The sequence below is a fragment of the Pseudodesulfovibrio karagichevae genome, assembly GCF_041414475.1.
GTDB classification, from domain to species: domain Bacteria; phylum Desulfobacterota; class Desulfovibrionia; order Desulfovibrionales; family Desulfovibrionaceae; genus Pseudodesulfovibrio; species Pseudodesulfovibrio karagichevae.
Genome location: NZ_JBGLYH010000071.1, coordinates 1 through 17,334, shown reverse-complemented (window position 1 = coordinate 17,334; position 17,334 = coordinate 1). Strand labels below are relative to the sequence as shown.

General features: G+C 62.5%; 18 protein-coding genes. 3 read left to right on the top strand and 15 right to left on the bottom strand.

Translation table 11 applies throughout. The annotated features are described in order from the left end of the window. Positions 1 to 323: 323 nt before the first annotated feature. From AB6M95_RS17180 to cooS (AB6M95_RS17165), 4 genes are all read right to left on the bottom strand, one after another. Positions 324 to 716, bottom strand: a complete 393-nt coding sequence (locus AB6M95_RS17180; RefSeq protein WP_371387975.1) for a tyrosine-type recombinase/integrase — start codon at positions 714 to 716, stop codon at positions 324 to 326. A gap of 306 nt (positions 717 to 1,022) precedes the next feature. Then, positions 1,023 to 2,657: a sigma-54-dependent Fis family transcriptional regulator gene (locus AB6M95_RS17175; RefSeq protein ID WP_371387973.1), complete on the bottom strand. Its 1,635-nt coding sequence runs from the start codon at positions 2,655 to 2,657 to the stop codon at positions 1,023 to 1,025. 166 nt (positions 2,658 to 2,823) lie between these two features. Then, the gene (locus AB6M95_RS17170; RefSeq protein ID WP_371387972.1) at positions 2,824 to 3,588 is read right to left on the bottom strand and encodes an HPP family protein; all 765 of its coding nucleotides are present in this window, start codon (positions 3,586 to 3,588) and stop codon (positions 2,824 to 2,826) included. A gap of 194 nt (positions 3,589 to 3,782) precedes the next feature. Continuing rightward, positions 3,783 to 5,774 (bottom strand): anaerobic carbon-monoxide dehydrogenase catalytic subunit, encoded by a 1,992-nt coding sequence (cooS, locus tag AB6M95_RS17165; protein WP_371387971.1) that lies wholly within the window; start codon positions 5,772 to 5,774, stop codon positions 3,783 to 3,785. Between the two features lie 619 nt (positions 5,775 to 6,393). On the opposite strand from cooS (AB6M95_RS17165), the gene AB6M95_RS17160 reads away from it, so the two are divergent. Next, positions 6,394 to 7,167, top strand: a complete 774-nt coding sequence (locus AB6M95_RS17160) for a DUF169 domain-containing protein (protein WP_371387974.1) — start codon at positions 6,394 to 6,396, stop codon at positions 7,165 to 7,167. Between the two features lie 145 nt (positions 7,168 to 7,312). On the opposite strand, the gene cooS (AB6M95_RS17155) is transcribed toward AB6M95_RS17160, so the two are convergent. The 10 genes from cooS (AB6M95_RS17155) to AB6M95_RS17110 all read right to left on the bottom strand — a co-directional run bounded on the left by cooS (AB6M95_RS17155) (position 7,313) and on the right by AB6M95_RS17110 (position 15,771). Continuing rightward, the gene (gene cooS / locus AB6M95_RS17155; protein WP_371387970.1) at positions 7,313 to 9,295 is read right to left on the bottom strand and encodes an anaerobic carbon-monoxide dehydrogenase catalytic subunit; all 1,983 of its coding nucleotides are present in this window, start codon (positions 9,293 to 9,295) and stop codon (positions 7,313 to 7,315) included. A gap of 1,288 nt (positions 9,296 to 10,583) precedes the next feature. Further along, on the bottom strand, positions 10,584 to 10,796 hold the full coding sequence (locus tag AB6M95_RS17150; protein ID WP_371387969.1) for a hypothetical protein: 213 nt from the start codon (positions 10,794 to 10,796) through the stop codon (positions 10,584 to 10,586). A gap of 86 nt (positions 10,797 to 10,882) precedes the next feature. Then, a complete protein-coding gene (locus tag AB6M95_RS17145; protein ID WP_371387968.1) occupies positions 10,883 to 11,521 on the bottom strand; it encodes a TPM domain-containing protein in 639 nt (212 codons plus the stop codon). A 17-nt stretch (positions 11,522 to 11,538) separates the two neighbouring features. Continuing rightward, on the bottom strand, positions 11,539 to 11,766 hold the full coding sequence (locus AB6M95_RS17140; RefSeq protein ID WP_371387967.1) for a hypothetical protein: 228 nt from the start codon (positions 11,764 to 11,766) through the stop codon (positions 11,539 to 11,541). Between the two features lie 21 nt (positions 11,767 to 11,787). After that, positions 11,788 to 12,564, bottom strand: coding sequence for a TPM domain-containing protein (locus tag AB6M95_RS17135; RefSeq protein ID WP_371387966.1), 777 nt, complete (start codon positions 12,562 to 12,564; stop codon positions 11,788 to 11,790). Between the two features lie 13 nt (positions 12,565 to 12,577). Continuing rightward, positions 12,578 to 13,177 (bottom strand): LemA family protein, encoded by a 600-nt coding sequence (locus AB6M95_RS17130; protein ID WP_371387965.1) that lies wholly within the window; start codon positions 13,175 to 13,177, stop codon positions 12,578 to 12,580. Between the two features lie 98 nt (positions 13,178 to 13,275). Continuing rightward, positions 13,276 to 13,722, bottom strand: a complete 447-nt coding sequence (locus AB6M95_RS17125) for a hypothetical protein (protein ID WP_371387964.1) — start codon at positions 13,720 to 13,722, stop codon at positions 13,276 to 13,278. 93 nt (positions 13,723 to 13,815) lie between these two features. Continuing rightward, entirely contained in the window at positions 13,816 to 14,427 is a 612-nt protein-coding gene (locus tag AB6M95_RS17120) for a YigZ family protein (protein WP_371387963.1), read from the bottom strand. 42 nt (positions 14,428 to 14,469) lie between these two features. Further along, the gene (locus AB6M95_RS17115) at positions 14,470 to 15,276 is read right to left on the bottom strand and encodes an HD domain-containing protein (protein ID WP_371387962.1); all 807 of its coding nucleotides are present in this window, start codon (positions 15,274 to 15,276) and stop codon (positions 14,470 to 14,472) included. A 21-nt stretch (positions 15,277 to 15,297) separates the two neighbouring features. Next, positions 15,298 to 15,771, bottom strand: coding sequence for a cereblon family protein (locus AB6M95_RS17110; protein WP_371387961.1), 474 nt, complete (start codon positions 15,769 to 15,771; stop codon positions 15,298 to 15,300). A gap of 201 nt (positions 15,772 to 15,972) precedes the next feature. On the opposite strand from AB6M95_RS17110, the gene AB6M95_RS17105 reads away from it, so the two are divergent. Beyond that, on the top strand, positions 15,973 to 16,182 hold the full coding sequence (locus tag AB6M95_RS17105) for a TOBE domain-containing protein (RefSeq protein WP_371387960.1): 210 nt from the start codon (positions 15,973 to 15,975) through the stop codon (positions 16,180 to 16,182). A gap of 108 nt (positions 16,183 to 16,290) precedes the next feature. After that, on the top strand, positions 16,291 to 16,581 hold the full coding sequence (locus AB6M95_RS17100) for a hypothetical protein (RefSeq protein WP_371387959.1): 291 nt from the start codon (positions 16,291 to 16,293) through the stop codon (positions 16,579 to 16,581). Between the two features lie 78 nt (positions 16,582 to 16,659). Here the strand turns inward: AB6M95_RS17100 and AB6M95_RS17095 are convergent, their stop codons facing one another. Then, the gene (locus AB6M95_RS17095) at positions 16,660 to 17,271 is read right to left on the bottom strand and encodes a LysE/ArgO family amino acid transporter (protein ID WP_371387958.1); all 612 of its coding nucleotides are present in this window, start codon (positions 17,269 to 17,271) and stop codon (positions 16,660 to 16,662) included. Positions 17,272 to 17,334 lie beyond the last annotated feature (63 nt).

The window sequence follows — 17,334 nt, the reverse complement described above, 5'->3', positions numbered from 1 at the left end:
AGCGAGTTGCCTCGCTGGCTCCATGAATACAATTATTACAGGAATCATTCGGCGTTACAGCATAAAACGCCTATCAGCCGATTGGGAGCCGCTGTGAACAACGTCTTGCAACTCCACACCTAGCGCCTCCGAGCAAGCAGCAATGGACTGCCTCCGGCGGCCCCTTCGGGGAGAGCCCTCGCCGGGCGGGCGCCTCCGGCGGGCAGAACGCTGCCCTATCGCAGCTGTCGACGGCTCTAAGACCGAGCAAGCTCGGCCTAAGACCAGACGCGCCCCCGCTTAAGGCCGAGGGCCTTAAGAATAGTCACGTCCTTTGTGTGTGACTACCCGGTCTTTCCTTTGGTTTTCAGTGTCTTGTAGGCAGGTGCCCGCAAGCCGTCTTGTCGGTGTGTGTGAACCGCATGTGTAAAGTTGTCAGCGACCTTATCATCATCCTTGCGGCTTTCCCGTTCGTAGACGTCCATGGCGTCGCGTTCCACGTCGCGGAGCTTTTCCAGATAGATTTCCGTGCTCCGCCGGTCCGCGTGGCCAAGGATGCGCTGGATGCCGGGAAGCAAGGCCCCGCTGTTGTCCATCACGGATGCGCCCGATGCCCGGAAGCGGTGGCCGTGGGGGAATTTCGACAACGGCAGATTTCTAGATACCTGTCGTTTGTCCGGCGGGGGGTGCTGTGCTTCAGCCTGGCGTTTGGATGTGAAAGTGCGCCGTTGAGAAATGAACGGCAGTGAAGTGCTTGGTGTTACGGCACGTTGGTGCCTACTTAAGCGTTCATCAGTTTAGACTGTCGTCAAAACTTATGAACGCGCCTTGGGTGCGTTGTATCTGCTTCTGGTTGCTCAGCCTGACTGGTTATGCCCTGTCGTATCATCCTGGAAAATCGCCACGCAAGGTCCGGCAGCAGGATTCCTGGTCCTCCCGCCGAATTCCCGCGAGCGTGACGCAAGCAGCCGCCGGGGCAAGGCCAAGCCCGGAACGATGCATACAACAGCGCTGTTGTCTGACAGTCCGCATCTCCCTGGCGGCTACTTTGCGACTCGCCGGATATTCATTTTTCGTATCCGCGTCGACAAGGTGGTCGGCTTCAGCCCCAGCAGGGCGGCGGCGCCGTCGGGGCCGTCGGGGCCGTAGATCTTCCCTTTGCACCGGGCCAAGGCCTTGGCGATGTTGGACGCCTGCAACCTGATCATTTCCTCCTCGGTTAGTACCGCATCACCTGCATCGGAAATCGCCGCCTTGGGACAGGACTTGGCTTCTCCGCTAATTCCAGCGAACAGCTCAACCCGGGCCGCCCCTGCAATGGACGAAATGGCGAACCGTTCGACAATGTTTTGCAGTTCGCGGACATTTCCCTGCCAATTGTACTCGACAAGTTGGGCAAGCTGTTCCGGATTGAATCTGAGAGCCGGGCGATTCATGGCCTTCAGGGAACGCTTGAGAAAATACTCGGCCAGCGGGGCGATGTCCTCTCTCCGGGCGCGCAGGGGCGGGACCGTGATGGGAAAGACATTGAGCCGAAAATAGAGGTCCTCACGGAAACGTCCGGCCTCAACTTCCTTTTGCAGGTCCCTATTGGTGGCCGCGATGACGCGTACGTCCACCTTACGGACCTTTTCCTCGCCAATCCGCTCGTATTCCCCTTCCTGAAGGACACGGAGGAGCTGGGCCTGAAGCTCGAGCGGGATTTCGCCCACTTCGTCCAGGAAGAGGGTCCCCTGGTTGGCCGCGCCGAACTTGCCTTCCCGGTGGGCATGCGCTCCTGTGAACGCACCCTTGACGTGCCCGAAGAACTCACTGGCGAAGAGTTCCTTGGGAACCGAGGCGCAGTTGACCTTTATCAGCGGCTTGTTGTTCCGCTTGCTGCGCTGATGCAGCTCCCGGGCGACCAGTTCCTTGCCGGTGCCCGATTCGCCCTGGATGAGCACGTTGGCGTCGGTGGGAGCGACCAGGTCGATCTGTTCGACGATCCGCTGCAGGGCGAGGCTGCGGCCTATGAATCCCCCATAGAAACTGGTTTCGCTCAGTTCCTCGCGAAGGAGACTGTTTTCCGCCTCAAGTCGGCCTTTCAGGTTTTCAATCTGCTCGAACGCCCGGGCATTCACGAGGGCGGTGGCCGCGTGGTTGGCGAGAATCTGTAAAATGTCCAACGCCGGTTTGTTGATTCTCGTCGTCGTGAAGACAGCCAGTACGCCGAGAATTTCGCCGTGGAACCGCATGGGTTGCCCGGCAAAGCCGTTGATCCCTTCCTCCCTGGCCCATTCCGGATAGGCTATCCATTTGGAGTCCTCGGGGATCGACTCGACGACCACCGGTTGTCCCGTAGCCGCAATATGCCCGACTTTTCTCACGCCCATGGGGAACCGCTTGAATTTACCATCCAGGTGATTCCATTCCCGCGACTCGTCGCAGGACGAATGTCCCGCGCTGGCCACCAGATGCAGGCAGAGCTCCCTGCTGGGGCACTCGCCGGCCATGAGGCAGGAAGAGCAGATATCGCCTTCCTTGATGAGCCATATCCGCACAAGCGACACTTCCTCGAACGCGGACAGGCGATCGACGACAAGGCTGAAGAGCGCCTCGGTCGACCGTTGCTCTCCCATTGCCAAAAGCAAAGACTGGATTTCCATGTTTCTGAAATGAAAGATCTGATCGGCGGTCATGGCGTGTAATTAAACCAAACGACCAGCCATCACAACACAAATGGTTCTTTCACGGGCTGTGGTGAAGAAAGGGAGGGCGCACCAGGGTGGAACCGTGGGAGGTGATGATGTGACGGCAAGCATGGCTCGATGCGCCCTCCCTTTCTTCGGGCCGGGTGTCTATGCATTACTTGGAGCGCCGCATTCCGAAAAAATGATGGGTGCCCAGGAGCGCCACCCCCAGGAGCATGACCGCCGTCCCGGCCGTATGCGCCGCGGGGAAGAGGCGCTGCAGGCACAGGAGAGCGAAACCGGCGGCGCATATCACCAGGCCCGCGATTTGCGGCAGGTGCATGTACAGGCCGCAGGTCCTTTCCCGGTGGTCGATGTCGGAGGCCGGGAACTCGAACCACAGCCTGTTCCACGCCATGGCGAAGAGCACGGCCAGGGTGGCCCCCCAGGCCATGTGGACGGGCAGCAGGTAGGCGGGCATGGGCAGCGGCAGGATGGCCGGGATGGCCGCCGTAGCGGCTGCGGGCGGGTGGTCGGCGTCGAAAATCTGCATGAGGGCGGCGGCGAACATCACCGCGAAACCGAGCTTGAGCGCGACCACATACCCGGTTTCCGCGCCCAGGAAGGAACCGACCCAGCACCCCGCCAATCCGCCTATGGAGGCGACGAAATGCCCGACGATGACCGGCTTGGGCCGGGCCACGCGAAGGAAGACGCAGGTCGAGTTGATGAAGCAGGTGGCGGCCAGGGGAGGAAACAGGACAGCAACGCCGGTCAGCCGGGAGGCGAAGGCGATGATCGCCAGCAGCAGGCCGCCGCCGAGCGACCCCCACAACAGGCGCGAAAGGGAAATGACCCCCGGGCGGTAGACCTCGGGCGTGAACTCCTCCCGGCACAGGGAGGCCATTCTGAATTGCACCGAACCGGATTTGAACAACATCGATACGTCCCTTTTCCCCCGGCCCGCCTCGGGCGGCGGCCGGGGGGTTGCACGGCCCGCTCCCGAACGGCGTCCCCCTGGACCGGTGCCGGGAGCGGGCATGCAGGCTGTTGGTTGAAAACCGTTTAGGGGAGGGAGAAGGCCCGCGCCGGGGGGCCGCCTCGGACGCGGACGTCCTCCCTCCGCCGGTCAGGCTACGCCCAGCCCAGCTTTTTGCGGGCGGCCTCGAAGTCGTTGATGATCATCGCGGCAACCTTCTGCGGATCGGGATCGACGTTCATGCAGGAACCGAGAATATCCCGGGTGCCGCCGTAGAGGAAGTCGCGGACCTTTTTCGATCCCTGCACCGGCGCGTGCACGCAGTGGTAGGAGTCGAAGCCGAGCATGCGGAAGGCCAGGGCCGCGCCCACGCCCTTCTCGTTGGACCATTCCGGCGTGACTTCCGCGAACGGCAGGTCCTTGATGGGATGCCCGGCAAAACCGGCGATGGTCGCGAAGGTGCCTACGGCATGGGCGTTGTCGATGCATTCACCGAAGTGCAGGACCGGCGGCAGGTTGTCGCCGAGGAACACCTTGAGGCTGTCGCCGCACTTTTCCCGAGCCTCGGGCCTGCAATAGCCGAGCTTGGCCATGGGGAAGGAGGCGCAGCCGTTGGTGAAGACCAGGATGTTGTTCTTGAGCAGGATATCGACGATGTCCACGATGGCCTTTTCAAAGACGATGCGGGTGTTCGTACAACCGGCCAGGTTGATGATGCCCCTGATCCTGCCGTCTTTCAGAGCCTTGGCGATGGGCTCCACGCTGCCGCCGAAGTGCTCGCTCAGCACCTCGAGACCGAAACCGACCTGGGCCTCCATCTCGTAGGGCGGGATGTGCCGTTTCACGTCGCGCCGGTTGGTGAAGCTCTCGATAGCGCGGGTGACGATCTTTTCCGCCAGCTCGGGCAGCTTGTCCAAGTCCTCCAGGTCGCGCTTGTAGCCGATGTGCTCGGCGCCGGGCAGCCGGTTGGACTCGTTGGTGGTCACGACCACGGTCTTGTAGCAGTTGGCCACGTCCATGATGCCGGGGAAGACCTCCTGGATGTCCGCCAGCCACAGGTCGAGCGCGCCGGTGGCGACCACCAGTTCGGAGCCGTTGGCGTTGGACAGGGGGATGACCCCGCCCAGACGGTACATGGAGGACAAGCCGGAGCAGCAGATGCCGTAGAACTGGATGCCCTTGGCCCCGGCTTCCTCGGCCATCTTGACGAACTTGTCGGTGCGGGCGGTCTCGATGACCTTCATGGCCATCATCGGGGCATGGCCGTGAATGGCGATGTTGACCGTGTCCGTCTTGAGCGCGCCGAGGTTGGCCTTGATGGTGCTGCGGCGCGGGACGCCGTAGAGGCAATCCTGGGCGATGGAGCCGCCGACCACGCTGTTCATGGAAAAGGTCAGGCCCAGGCGAAGGAAATGGTCCATGGCCTTGCGCCAGTCGCCCTGGGTGCCGACCGTGGTCTGGTGCAGCGCCTCAAAGACTTCGTGGTAGGAACTGATCGGGGTCAGGCCGAGCTCTTCCCAGACCTTCTGACGCTCGGCCGGGGCGATGGCCTTGAGGGTCTTGTGCGTGCCGGGCACGGTCCGGCTCATGTCCTCAAGCAGGATGTCGGCGATCTCGCCGGCCAGAGCCTCAATCGTCTTGCCCTCGGTCTTCAGCCCGTAGGCCTTGGCCACGCCCATGACCTTGTCCTTGCCGACGATGGGCAGATCGACATTGCCCTCGGCGGCCTTCTTCATGGTCAGCATGACCTCGCGGGCGCGGGCGCCGTGTCCGGCCACGCCGCCGGCCGCCGAACGGACCATATTACGGGCCACGATCAGGTCCGCGTTGGCCCCGCAGGTGCCCCTCGGGGAACGCTCCGTGATCTTGCACGGCCCGAGCGAGCAGATGCGGCAGCAGACCCCGGCGAGGCCGAAGGTACAGTGCGGTTTCTGCTTGTCGAAGCGGTCGAAACAGTTCTCCACACCCTGCTCGTCCATGTACTTGAGCATCTCCCGGACCGCCGGGTCCGGGGCGTGGTTCATCACGTCCTCCTTGCTGGCGAAGGACTCGCGGTAGGCTTTGACCGCATCCTTGTAGTCGGTAAAATCGTTGTCGTGGTGGTGATGGCCGTGACCATGCTCATGCGAATGGTTGTCGCCGCACATTGCAACACTCCTTGGCTTGAAGATTATTCAGCAAGCGGCGGCGCGTATCGCAAGGCGGAGCGGAAACCCCGCACCGGCCGAACGTCCTTCCCGGACAGCGCCGCCAGACCGCAAACCCTTTCCATCCAAGGCAATCAACGTGCCAGCACCTAGTATTGGTTAATACACTGATATAACGATATATTCACAAATAAGCATATAAGCCACACAACGGGATTCCGCTGGACAACGCCATTTCGCTTCCGTTTCAACGAATTCCCGTCGAGCAGCATGGCCTGAAAGATATGGATGGGGAGGACGCGCGACCGTCGTCGGAAGATTCCGAATTGGCATGGGAGGGAATGGCACCCTGCACGGATGGCCCCGGCGAGGGTAACCACCCGCCGTCATGGGAACTTTATTTACGCTGATCCGTGACCTTACCCGAAACGTGCCCGGCTGCGACGGTATGTTGCGAAACCGGGCATACTCCTTGCTCAGTGCTGAGGACTCATTGCGAGTATCCATTCCAAAAGTTCACTCCCGCAGGTCGGCAGAGACATAATAAACGCCATCAACCAGCCTAAAACTCTCCGATTTTGTACTGCGGGAGTGAACAACAAACTCAGGAGACAAAATGATGACCTATAATGAGATGCAAGCCGTGTTGATGAAGGAGCTGCGCCTGTACCACTACCCGGTCGCGGTCAAGTTCTTCTTCGACGAGAGCGAACTGGAGGAATTCCAGCGAAATGCGCCGGAAATCCACGCTCCGCTCAAGCCCATGATCTTCTGTCAGTGGGAGATCGCCGCCCGCATGCAGGGCCAGATCGTGTATTCCGATGCGGACGGCCTCGGCTGCGGCAACGCCCGCTTCTGCTTTGGGTGGAAGGACTTGGACGACGCCGAGATCAAGGGCCACGCCAAGTATGTCCAGGACATCGAGCAGGCGAAGCGCTTTGTCGTCAGCAAGCCCATGCTCGAGACAAAGCCGCTCGGCATCGCCGTGGCGCCGCTCGGCTCCATCGACGGCCTGTTCGAGCCGGACACGGTGCATTTCTATTGCGACAACATGCAGGCCTACCACCTGGCCGTGGACTACATGGCCGCGACCGACACCCATCCGCTCCGCCCGAACATCACCATGAACTCCTCCGCCTGCGGCGGCAACGTCTTCAGCTTCGTCGAGCAGGAGTTCAACATGCTTCCTGCCTGCTCCGGCAGCTACAACGCGGGCAAGACCGAGCGCGGCGAGATCAACGTGATCATCCCCGGCACCAAGTTCAAAGCCACCTTCCAGCGGCTCATGGATCGCATCGAGAAGGCGAGCAGCTCCATCACCCGCCCCGGCGACGGGTTCCCCGGCGCGGATATCTGCAAGAACTGTCCGCTGATCATCTTCAAGAAGCGGTAGACCACATCCGGACCACAAGAAGACAGGCGGCTCCCGACGGGAGTCGCCTTTTTTCACGCCGACGATCGACACAAAAAACATGGGGCGGCCCGCCTGTTCGGCGGGCCGCCCCTTTTGTGTCGCGTGTCGGGCTATGCGACCGGGATTAGCGCCAACACAGGTTCGACCGGGCCTCCTCGAAGTCGGCAATGATCATCGCGGCGAGCTTCTTGGGATCGGTGTCCACCTTCATGCTGGAGCCGAGCAGCTCCCGGGTGCCGCCATAGAGGAAATCGCGCACCTTTTCCGAACCCTGCACCGGCGCGTGCACGCAGTGGTAGGAGTCGAAACCGAGCATGCGGAACGCCAGGGCAGCGCCGACCCCCTTCTCGTTGGACCACTCCGGCGTGACCTCGGCAAAGGGCATATCCTTCATCTGGTGTCCCGCATATCCGGCAATTTCCCTGAACGTGGCCACGGCGTGGGCGTTGTCAATGCATTCGCCGAAATGCCAGACCGGCGGCAGCTCTCCCCTGAGGAATATCTGCAGTTTCTCGCCGCATTTGTTGAGGGCCTTCTTGCTGCAGTATCCCAGCTTGGCCATGGGGAACGAGGCGCAGCCGTTGGTGAAGACGAGGACGTTGTTCTTGAGCAGGATGTCGACGACCTCTACGATGGCCTTTTCGTAAACGATCCGGGTGTTGGTGCAGCCCGCCAGGTTGATGATGCCCTTGATTTGCCCGTTGATGATGGCGGACGCCACGCGCTCCATGCAGCCGTAGTGGGCGTCGAGGGTTTCCAGGCTGAAGCCCACTTCGGCCTCCATCTCGTGGTCGGGGATGTGCCGCTGGACATCCCGGCGATTGGTGAAGCTCTCTATGGCGCGGGTGACGATCCTGTCCGCCAGCTCGGGGAGCTTGTCCAGATCCTCCAGGTCGCGCCGGTAGCCGATGTGCTCGGCGCCGGGCAACCGGTTCGATTCGTTCGTGGTGACCACCACCGTCTTGTAGCAGTCGGCCACGTCCATGATGCCGGGGAAGACCTCCTGGATGTCCGCCAGCCAGAGGTCGAGAGCGCCCGTCGCGAGCACCAGTTCCGAACCGTTGGCGTTGGACAGGGGAATGACGCCGCCGAGCCGGTAGAGCGAGGACAACCCGGAACAGCAGATGCCGTAGAACTGGATTCCCGCGGCCCCGGCCTCTTCCGCCATCTTCACGAACTTGTCCGAGCGGGCCGCCTCAATGACCTTGGTGGCCAGCATGGGGGCGTGGCCGTGGATGGCGATGTTCACGGTGTCCGTCTTCAACGCGGCGAGGTTCGCCTTGACCGTGGTCCGCTTCGGGGTGCCGTAGAGACAGTCGCTGGCAATGGAGCCGCCGACCACGCTGTTCATGGAAAAGGCGATGCCCAGCCGCATGAACTGATCCATGGCCTTGCGCCAGTCGCCCTGGGTGCCGACCGTGGTCTGGTGCAGCGCTTCGAACACTTCATGATAGGCGCCGACAGGCAGCAGGCCCAACTCCTTCCAGGTCTGCCGCCGCTCGGGAGTGGCGACGGCCTCCAGCGTCCTGTGCGGCCCCGGAACGGTGCGGCTCATGTCCTCAAGCAGGATGTCGGCGATCTCGTTCGCCAGCTCCTCGACGCTCTTGTCCTTGGTGGCGAGGCCGAAGGCCGAGGCCATATTCCGGACCGTCTCCTTGCCGAGAATGGGGAGATCAACTTCTCCCACAGCGGCTTTCTTCAACGTCAGCATGACTTCGCACGCCCGCGCCCCATGGGCCGCCACGCCGCCCGCCGCCGCGCGCACCAGATTGCGGGCCACGATCAGGTCCGCATCGGCTCCGCACGTGCCCCGGGGAGAGCGTTCCGTTATCTTGCACGGCCCGAGCGAGCAGGTGCGGCAGCAGACGCCCGCAAGGCCGAAGGTGCAATGCGGCTTCTGCTTGTCGAAACGGTCGAAGCAGTTCTCAACGCCCTGCTCGTCCATGTATTTGACCATCTCCCGGACCGCAGGGTCCGGGGCCTGGTCCATCACGTCCGCCTTGCTGGCGAAGGTCTCACGGTAAGCTTTGACCGCTGCGGTATAGTCGGTGAAATCATTATGGTCATGGTGATGTCCATGCTCATGGGAATGCTGTTCTTTTGTCATGTAATACCCCTTCTGGCTGTATTGGTCGAAAAGGCTTCGGAAGACGCTTGCGTTCTCTCAGCCTTTCGCGAAGTAGAGCCGTAGTCAGGCAAGAGGTGTGCCAGCAGGGATGATTTCGTTATATACTGAATTTAATGTGGATTTATTTTTGAAACCAAAAACAGTAAACGGAATTTCGTTGATTCCGCTTTTCCCGCTGTCAAAGCAACGGAATACCGTTTTTCCCGATGAAACAGAAAGGATGACAAATTGATTATCGCTTCTATTGAAACTCTATCTTTGATTTCACGGGCACACAGCACAATCACTATTGAGAGGCCCATCGACGAGCTTCCGGCCGAACTGGCGCATCTGAGCTCAAACAGTCGCGATTCGCTCAGACCACGTATCAACCAAGTGCCATTCCAAGCGGCACCCATGGTTTTAATGGTACATATGGCGTTTACAACTCATTGAAATACCGTAAGCATGCGGCCTACAGTTTGATTTTTACACCTTTCCACGAAGTTAACACCTGCCTAAATCGAAGTACTCCTTGCTTCATGAAGCCATGCCCGGGCTGTGTTGACATCGGCTAGAGTTGGTGCCTTAATTCACTAAAATAAAAGGATATTCCTATCAAGACATGTGTGAAAAAATGTGTAACAACATCCCCGAAACTCCCGAAGATCACTAGGGATCACCATAAATCACCTAAAAGTAAGTCCCTGCCATATTTAAAAAACACGGCAGGGACTAGGTTTTCAGAAACGTGGTGGGTACTTTTAAGAATCCCATGTTCGCTTCGCTCAGGGGCCTACGGCGGCGGGAGGCTGCGACAGGACGCCTTCCGCCGTGCCGTTTTTTCTGCCCGAAATCGCAGGTTTTTCTTTTAAGAAAGGAGGCTCCGGTAAAAAAGGGCTCTTCGCCGCCGTTCGAAAACGCCGCAAAACCCATTTCCCGAGTTCCACCTGCCCCGCCAGCGGCGTTGGCTACCGTCCCTAAGGGTTCGCGCCGGACGTCCACGGGCCTCGGAGGGCCGCCCGGCGCGAACCCTTAGGGACACGCCCTGCCAAGCTACTCCCAACCGCACGCGCAACAACCCGTCACCCCGCTTCCGCACGCCCCTGCCGCAGGCACACAAAAAGTTTGGGAGGGTCCAGGGAACCTTTTTCCAAAAGGTTCCCTGGCGGGGTCCGGGGCAGCGCCCTGGCCGCCGGAGGCATCCTCATTCTCGCCCAAAAAAAGAGACGCGCCCTCACAAAGGAGGGCGCGTCGTGTTCGCGGCGGCATGGTTCGGGACGGTTGGTCAGGCCGTTCCCGCCTTGCCGGTGCGGATGGGGCTGAGGGTTGGGACAGGAGGCGTGGTGGCGTGGTGGCCGGTGTGTTCGGGGGCGCGGGCGGCGTCATTGAGGAGCCGGGCCAGGAGTTGGGCGTTGGGCGCGGGTCTGGACAGGCGCAGGGTGGTGAGCGCGGCGAGGATGACGAGCAGCAGGAGCGCGACCGGGACGGCGGCACACATGACGGACCTCCATGTTTGACACAGGAGACCAGACCAGTGTTACGGGAGTATGGAGGGCCCGTGAACCTTGGGTGACGTTGCGGGGTTTAGTCCGCTTTTTCGATGATCAGGTTGGGCAGTTCGTCGGTATCGTCGGGCTTGATGGGGAACCGCTTGGTGAGCATTTCGCCGCAGCGGGTCACGCCCGCGCACAGGGCCTGGCCGGGGTTGCCCGCGCGGATGCCCTCGGTGACCATGGCGACGACCTCTTCCCAGGCCTGGGGGTTGACCTGGTCGTTGATGCCCTTGTCGGCCAGGACCTGGACCGAGCGCTCGAAGACCGAGACGTAGAGGATGATGCCGGTCTTGTCGCGGGTGTCGTGCAGGCCGTGGGCGTGGAAGGCGGTGAAGGCGGCCTCGGCCACTTCCTCGCGCATCTCGCGTTTGGACAGGAAGGGGCGCTTGAGGGCCGGGAAGGCGTCGAACAGGCGCGAGAAGCAGAAGAACAGGGCCAGGAACAGGGCCAGGAAGACCCACATGTCCTCGCGGCCCAAGGCCAGGGTCAGAGCCACGGCGGCGAGCGCGCCGAGGATGAGGCTGCCGATGAGCCCGGCCCTCGGGTAGTCGTAGCTCATGGTCGCGATGACCGGCACGATTTCGCCGGAGGTCGTGGCCTCGGCCTTCGTGACGCACTGAACGAGCGCGTCCTGTTCCGCTTGGGTGAGAAATGTTTCCGCGTTGCGCATGGGTTGTCCTTGTTTGTTTACCAGCCTCCGGAAGCGCCGCCGCCCCCGAATCCGCCGCCTCCACCCTTGAAGGAACTGCCGCCCCTTCCGCCAAGCCGCCTGGGAATCAGGTTGAGCAGGCCGAAAAGGGTGTACCAGGGCTGAAGTTTCATGCCCACCAGAAGCCGGTGAACCACGTCGCTGATGGTCAACAGCACGGGCAGGGACAGAAAAAAGATCAGAAAGAACTCCTTCCAGAATCCCATGCCCGCATCCACCGACACTGGCTACCAGCCTCCGGAAGCGCCGCCGCCTCCGAATCCGCCTCCGCCGAACCCGCCGAATCCGCCGCCGATGCCTCCGCCTCCGCCGCCGATGCGCGGTCCGGGCATGTAGATGAAGCCGGGGCCGCTGCGCCGGACCGTGTCCGCGCCCTGTGTGGCGCCGGGGATGCGGCGGCGGCCGAACTTTTCGGTCAGCAGGATCATGAAGATCATGGGGCCGATGAGGATGGCCAGGAGGTTGAGCTTGCTCTTGCGCTTCTTGGGCAGGGCGGAGAACTCGCCGCGCACGGCCCCGGTGATGGCGGTGACGCCTTCGAGGAAGCCCTGGTCGAACCGTCCGGCCTTGAACTGCGGGGTGATGACGTTGTCGATGATCTGCCCGGCCAGGACGTCGGTCAGGCGTCCTTCCAGGCCGTAGCCGACCTCGATGCGGATCTTGCGGTCCTCCTTGCTGACCAGGAGGATGACTCCGTTGTCGAAGCTCTTCTGGCCGACCTTCCAGGCCTCGGCCACGCGGATGGAGAAGTCGTCGATGGAGTCGCCCTGAAGCGACGGGACGGTCAGGACCGCCACCTGGGTGGAGTCCGATCCCTCCAGGGCGGCCAGCTGGCTTTCGAGGGTCTGCCGGGTCTGCGGGGACATCATCTTGGCCAGGTCGTTGACCCGCGTGGTGTACGGGGGCACGTCCAGGGCCAGGGCCGTGGCGCTCAGGCCGAGGACCAGGAGCAGGGCCAAGAGGGCCGGGCCGAGGCCGGACAATCCTTTTTTGAGGGGGCGCACCGCGACTTACCGCCTAGGACTCGGACCCGAAGTTGACTTTGGGCACGGTCTTGGCCTCCGGGGCGGCCTCGAAGAATTCCTTGCGCTCCAGGTGGAGCAGCAGCGAGTTGGTCAGGGAGTTCGGGAACTTGCGGATGGAGAAGTTGAAGGTCTTGACCGCCTCGTTGTAGCGCTGCCGGGCCACGTTGATGCGGTTCTCGGTGCCTTCGAGCTGGTGCTGGAGGGCCAGGAAATTCTGGTTGGCCTTGAGATCCGGGTAGCGTTCGACCACGACCATGAGCCGGGACAGGGCCGAGGAGAGCTGGCCCTGGGCGGCCTGGAAGTTGGCCAGGGCGTTCTTGTCGGTCAGCATCTCGGGGGTGAGCTTGGTCTGGGTGGCCTTGGCGCGCGCCTCGACCACGGCGGTCAGGGTGGATTTCTCGTGGGCGGCCGCGCCCTTGACCGTTTCCACCAGGTTGGGGATCAGGTCCGCGCGCCGTTGCAGGGCGGATTCGAGGTTGGCCCAGGCGCCGTAGACCTCTTCCTCCTGCTGCTGCATGGAGTTGTAGCCGCATCCGGCCAGGGAGGTTGCTATGAAAAGGGCCGCAAGGACCGTGACAAGTCGTTTGAGCATGGCTTGTTTTCCCTTGGTTGGGGTTGTCTTCATTGTTCTACAAATGCGCCCGGCAGCGCGAAAGTCAAGGCGGGCCGGGAGGATTGTCCGGGATCCGGCTATTTTTTCTTCTTGGCGGGCTTCTTGAGCCGCTTGCCCGCGGCCAGGAGCTTGCGCAGCTCGGCCGCGGCCTGGACCATGTCGGTCTCGTGGAGCAGGAACCGCTCCTTGGCGGTCTGGAAATGCCAACCGGCGGGCCTTGTCAGGAGCTTGGCCCCGCGCGAGAGCAGGTATTCCTCGGCCTCGGTCTCGGCGGCCACCCCTTCCAGTTCGGCCAGGATTTCCTCGCGCTTGCGCATGTCCCGAAGGAACTGGGCGATTTCGTAGACGGACCGCATGAGGTCTTCCGGCTGGATGTCGGTGTCCTTCTTGCGCCCGGAGAGATGTCGTTGGAGTTCGTTGAGGTCTGTCTTCAGCTCCTTGATCTCGAACAGGGCTTTCTCTCTTGAAATATCAATTTTGTCGGTAAGTTGCTTATAGATCGCTCGCAATTTCTGTGTGGACATGGAACCTGCTCTTCACCTTGCTGTTACCCCGGATTATCAAAAGCCTAGTTTAGGCTAGCCCATTTTCCGGGAGGTCCGCAACCGGTGAAGCCATCATTTTTCGTGTATTTCCGCACGTCCGCCGGTCAGTTCGACCACGGCGGCGGAAAATGCGTCCACACGTTCCTCGGGCAGTTCCACGTTGAATCCGGCCACTTCGCTGAAGGCCTCCTCGGTCTCCTCGGCCTCGAAGTCGGGCAAAAGCCGCTTGAAGAGGGTCACGGACGGGTAGGGAAGGGACACGGCGAGTCGTCTGGTCACGACCATGTCGCGCAGGGGCAGGGTCTCCAGGCCGAGGCTGACCATCCCGCCGTAGGCCCGGACCAGGCCGCCGGTGCCGAGTTTGGTCCCGCCGAACCAGCGGGTGACCACCACGGCGATCTGGCCCACGCCCGAGTGGAGCAGCACGCCCAGCATGGGCTTGCCCGCCGTGCCGCTCGGCTCGCCGTCGTCGCTCAACCCCACGAAGGCCGTGTCGCCCGACGGACCGGCGTTGAAGGCCCAGCAGTTGTGCGTGGCGTCCGGGAATTCCTCCTTGATGGCGGCGACGAACGCGCGGGCGGATTCCATGTCCGGGGCGTGGCCCATGGAGGTCATGAACCGGCTGCGCTTGATGGTCTCCTCCACCCGGTGGAAGGCGGCGGGAATGGGATATCTTTCGGCCATGGGCCGGTGTAGCCCGGCCCATCGAGCAGGGTCAACCCCGGCTCAACTCCTTCCGGCCAGCCGGTGGAGGTCCCCGCGCAGCTGCGCCTTGAGTTCGGGGAACACCCCCTGGTCCGGGAGCAGGACCAGCAGCTGCTCGAAGTGGCCGGTGTCGATCAGCCGGTTGTAGGCGTAGGCGAAGTGCAGGTCGTGGACCCAGGCGCACAGGAACAGGACGAAGTCGTTGGACCAGCGCATGGACGTGTACGGGATGAGCTGGCGCTCCCGGGTGCGGCGGACCGTGTCGGGCGAGACCTCGGTGGGGTGCACGGTGATGCCGTACTTGATGGCCCTGCCGGTCAGCTCCTTGTGCAGCAGCCCGTTTATGCTGTTGCGTACCGCGTCGAGCTTGTCGGCGTCCCGGACCATTTCAGTGACCGTTCGCGCGTCCGGGTCCATCCCGTCGGGCAGGGCGGCCCGGTTGTGCAGGCGGACGGCCTCGATGACCACCGCCCGCCAATGCCCGTCCAGCACGTCGAGGACGTCGCTTTCGCCCAGGATGCGCGCGCCCTCCTCGCCGTGGTCGTATTCGCCGCCGTCGTCCGCCGTCCGCCGGTCCACCAGCTGCGCGAACCGGCCGGTGTCGTGCAGGATGGCCGCGATCTCGGCGGCCAGGGCCAGTTCCGGTTCGGGACGCTCTTCCGCGAGGATGTGCCGTACGTGGGCCAGCACGCGCATGGGATGCTTGATCTTGCGCCGGACCCGGGGGCGGATTTCCTCGGGCGCGCGGTCCTCGAAGGTCCGGGCATAGTCGATGAGCCAGCGAAGGCAGTGGGTGATGCGGGTATCCATGGGAAAGTTGTAGCGCAAGCGGCTCCGGCTTGCCAGAGGCTATGGCCGGATTCCCGGCTCCTCCTCCAGCAGGGCCTTGAGGATCAGCCCGAAGAATCCGCTGTCCGCGCCCACGTAGCGCCAGCCCAGCTGGGTGGAGCAGCCGGTGCACAGGACGACCTGCCAGCGGTAGCCGGGGAACCAGGTGAATTCGTCGGTCTCGGGTCCGGCCGGGCTCAGGTTCCTGGCCGAGGCGAAGCACCCCAGCTCGAAGACCAGGCCCTCGGGATTGAAGAACACGTGGCGGTGCCTGCCGTTGACCTTCATGCCCAGGTCGGGCCGGGTGATCCGGCTGCGGCAGGCCCGGCAGACCAGCACCCCGCCGGTTTCCGCGTCCACGGGCTTCAGGCGCTCGCCCGGCCCCTCGCCGGGTTTTTCATCCGGCCCCGGTCCGCCCGGCGAATCCCCGGAGGGCGGCTCCCGGCCCTGCTCCCGGCGCAACGCGCGCTCCGGTGTCTTGCAACGAATGGTCATACGCGGCCTCCACCCCGCCTATACGACACCATTGGCCGTTGGTCGAGTACGCTGATTTTTTTTCGCATCGTGCGCATCTTGTGCTTTCAATTTTTCCGGAGGCGGTTACATTGTGCCTAAAGCGGCACGATGAATCACGAGCCCGGGACGGGTGCGTGATTGCAATTTATCGACAACACAGAAACCTCATTGGAGGAAATCATGAAATTAAGCGCTCGCAATCTCATCCCCGGCACCGTCAAGGAAGTCACCATCGGCATGGTCAACGCCGAGGTCGTCATCGAAATCGCTCCCGGCGTGGAGATGGTCTCCGTCATCACCAAGAATTCCGTGGAACGCATGGGCATCAAGGTCGGCGAAAAAGTCAATGCCATGGTCAAGGCCACCAGCGTCATGATCGCCAAGGACTAACCGAAGCCGAACGGCTGAAAGCAAGGCGGACGCCCGTACGGGCGTCCGCCTTTTTTGCGCCCGCAGAGCGGGGTTGACCGTCCGGTTGCGCGGCCGTACAGGTGGAGCATGCTCATAGCTCCCGACTCCCCCCATCTGCGCCTGTGCGACGCCTGCTGTGACAACTCCGGCACCAACAAGGAGATGGTCAAGACCGGCGGCTGCACCTGCGACATTTGCGGCTGGGCCTGCAAGTGTTGCGGCGACGACGGCAGGCAGTTCGTCAACAAGGTCCTGGTGCGCACGATTCCCGACGAAGGATGGGCCTATCTCCAGTGGCGCAACAGCCGCAACCTCGTGCCCCTGGACTGGGAGAGCCTCTTCCTTCACGGCCGGTCGAAGGACAACAAAACCGACTGATTTTATTGGTGTGCTCCTGGAACATCCAGCTAATTTAATAGCAGGCTATATGCCATCCCCGGCCGGTTGCATCGCCGGTCAGGCGAAGAGTACGGGCCGGAGCAGGGAGGCGGCGATGGTCCACATGGTCAGGCAGACGGCCCCGTCGAGGACGCGCCAGGTCAGGTCGCGGGAGAACAGCGGGGCCAGGACCTGGCCGCCCAGGCTCAGGCACAGGAACCATGTGAACGAGGCCGCAAACGCGCCCAGGCCGAAGACGTACCGGGCCGTGTCCTGATACTGCCCGCTGACCGAGCCCATGAGCACCACGGTGTCCAGGTAGACATGCGGGTTGAGCAGGGTCACGGCCAGGGTCAGGGCCAGGGTGCGTCTGAGTCCCTGCTCCACCTCCTGCCGCGCCTCCATGGACCCGCCGCGCAACGCCGATCGCAGCGCGCCCAATCCGTACCAGGCGAGAAACGCCGCCCCGCCCCAGGCCGCCGCCAGCCCCAGGGTCGGGTTGGACGCCACCACCGTGCCCACGCCCGTCACGCCCAGGCCGATGAGCAGCCCGTCGCACAGGATGCACAGGGCCGCCACCGCCAGATGATGGTTGCGCCGGACCCCCTGCGTCAAAACGAACGCGTTCTGCGCCCCGATGGCCACGATCAGCCCGCCCCCCATGGCGTACCCCTGTATGAATGGTGTCATTGATGCCTCCGGCGGCCGGGGGAAGGGGAGGGAAAACCCTTTGAAAAGGGCTTTTCCCTCCCC

Coding starts and splice junctions, on each gene's coding strand:
- AB6M95_RS17175 (WP_371387973.1), bottom strand. CDS start 2,657: ATGACCGCCGATCAGATCTTTCATTTCAGAAACATGGAAATCCAGTCT.
- AB6M95_RS17170 (WP_371387972.1), bottom strand. CDS start 3,588: ATGTTGTTCAAATCCGGTTCGGTGCAATTCAGAATGGCCTCCCTGTGC.
- cooS (WP_371387971.1), bottom strand. CDS start 5,774: ATGTGCGGCGACAACCATTCGCATGAGCATGGTCACGGCCATCACCAC.
- AB6M95_RS17160 (WP_371387974.1), top strand. CDS start 6,394: ATGACCTATAATGAGATGCAAGCCGTGTTGATGAAGGAGCTGCGCCTG.
- cooS (WP_371387970.1), bottom strand. CDS start 9,295: ATGACAAAAGAACAGCATTCCCATGAGCATGGACATCACCATGACCAT.
- AB6M95_RS17150 (WP_371387969.1), bottom strand. CDS start 10,796: ATGTGTGCCGCCGTCCCGGTCGCGCTCCTGCTGCTCGTCATCCTCGCC.
- AB6M95_RS17145 (WP_371387968.1), bottom strand. CDS start 11,521: ATGCGCAACGCGGAAACATTTCTCACCCAAGCGGAACAGGACGCGCTC.
- AB6M95_RS17140 (WP_371387967.1), bottom strand. CDS start 11,766: ATGGGATTCTGGAAGGAGTTCTTTCTGATCTTTTTTCTGTCCCTGCCC.
- AB6M95_RS17130 (WP_371387965.1), bottom strand. CDS start 13,177: ATGCTCAAACGACTTGTCACGGTCCTTGCGGCCCTTTTCATAGCAACC.
- AB6M95_RS17125 (WP_371387964.1), bottom strand. CDS start 13,722: ATGTCCACACAGAAATTGCGAGCGATCTATAAGCAACTTACCGACAAA.
- AB6M95_RS17120 (WP_371387963.1), bottom strand. CDS start 14,427: ATGGCCGAAAGATATCCCATTCCCGCCGCCTTCCACCGGGTGGAGGAG.
- AB6M95_RS17110 (WP_371387961.1), bottom strand. CDS start 15,771: ATGACCATTCGTTGCAAGACACCGGAGCGCGCGTTGCGCCGGGAGCAG.
- AB6M95_RS17105 (WP_371387960.1), top strand. CDS start 15,973: ATGAAATTAAGCGCTCGCAATCTCATCCCCGGCACCGTCAAGGAAGTC.
- AB6M95_RS17100 (WP_371387959.1), top strand. CDS start 16,291: ATGCTCATAGCTCCCGACTCCCCCCATCTGCGCCTGTGCGACGCCTGC.
- AB6M95_RS17095 (WP_371387958.1), bottom strand. CDS start 17,271: ATGACACCATTCATACAGGGGTACGCCATGGGGGGCGGGCTGATCGTG.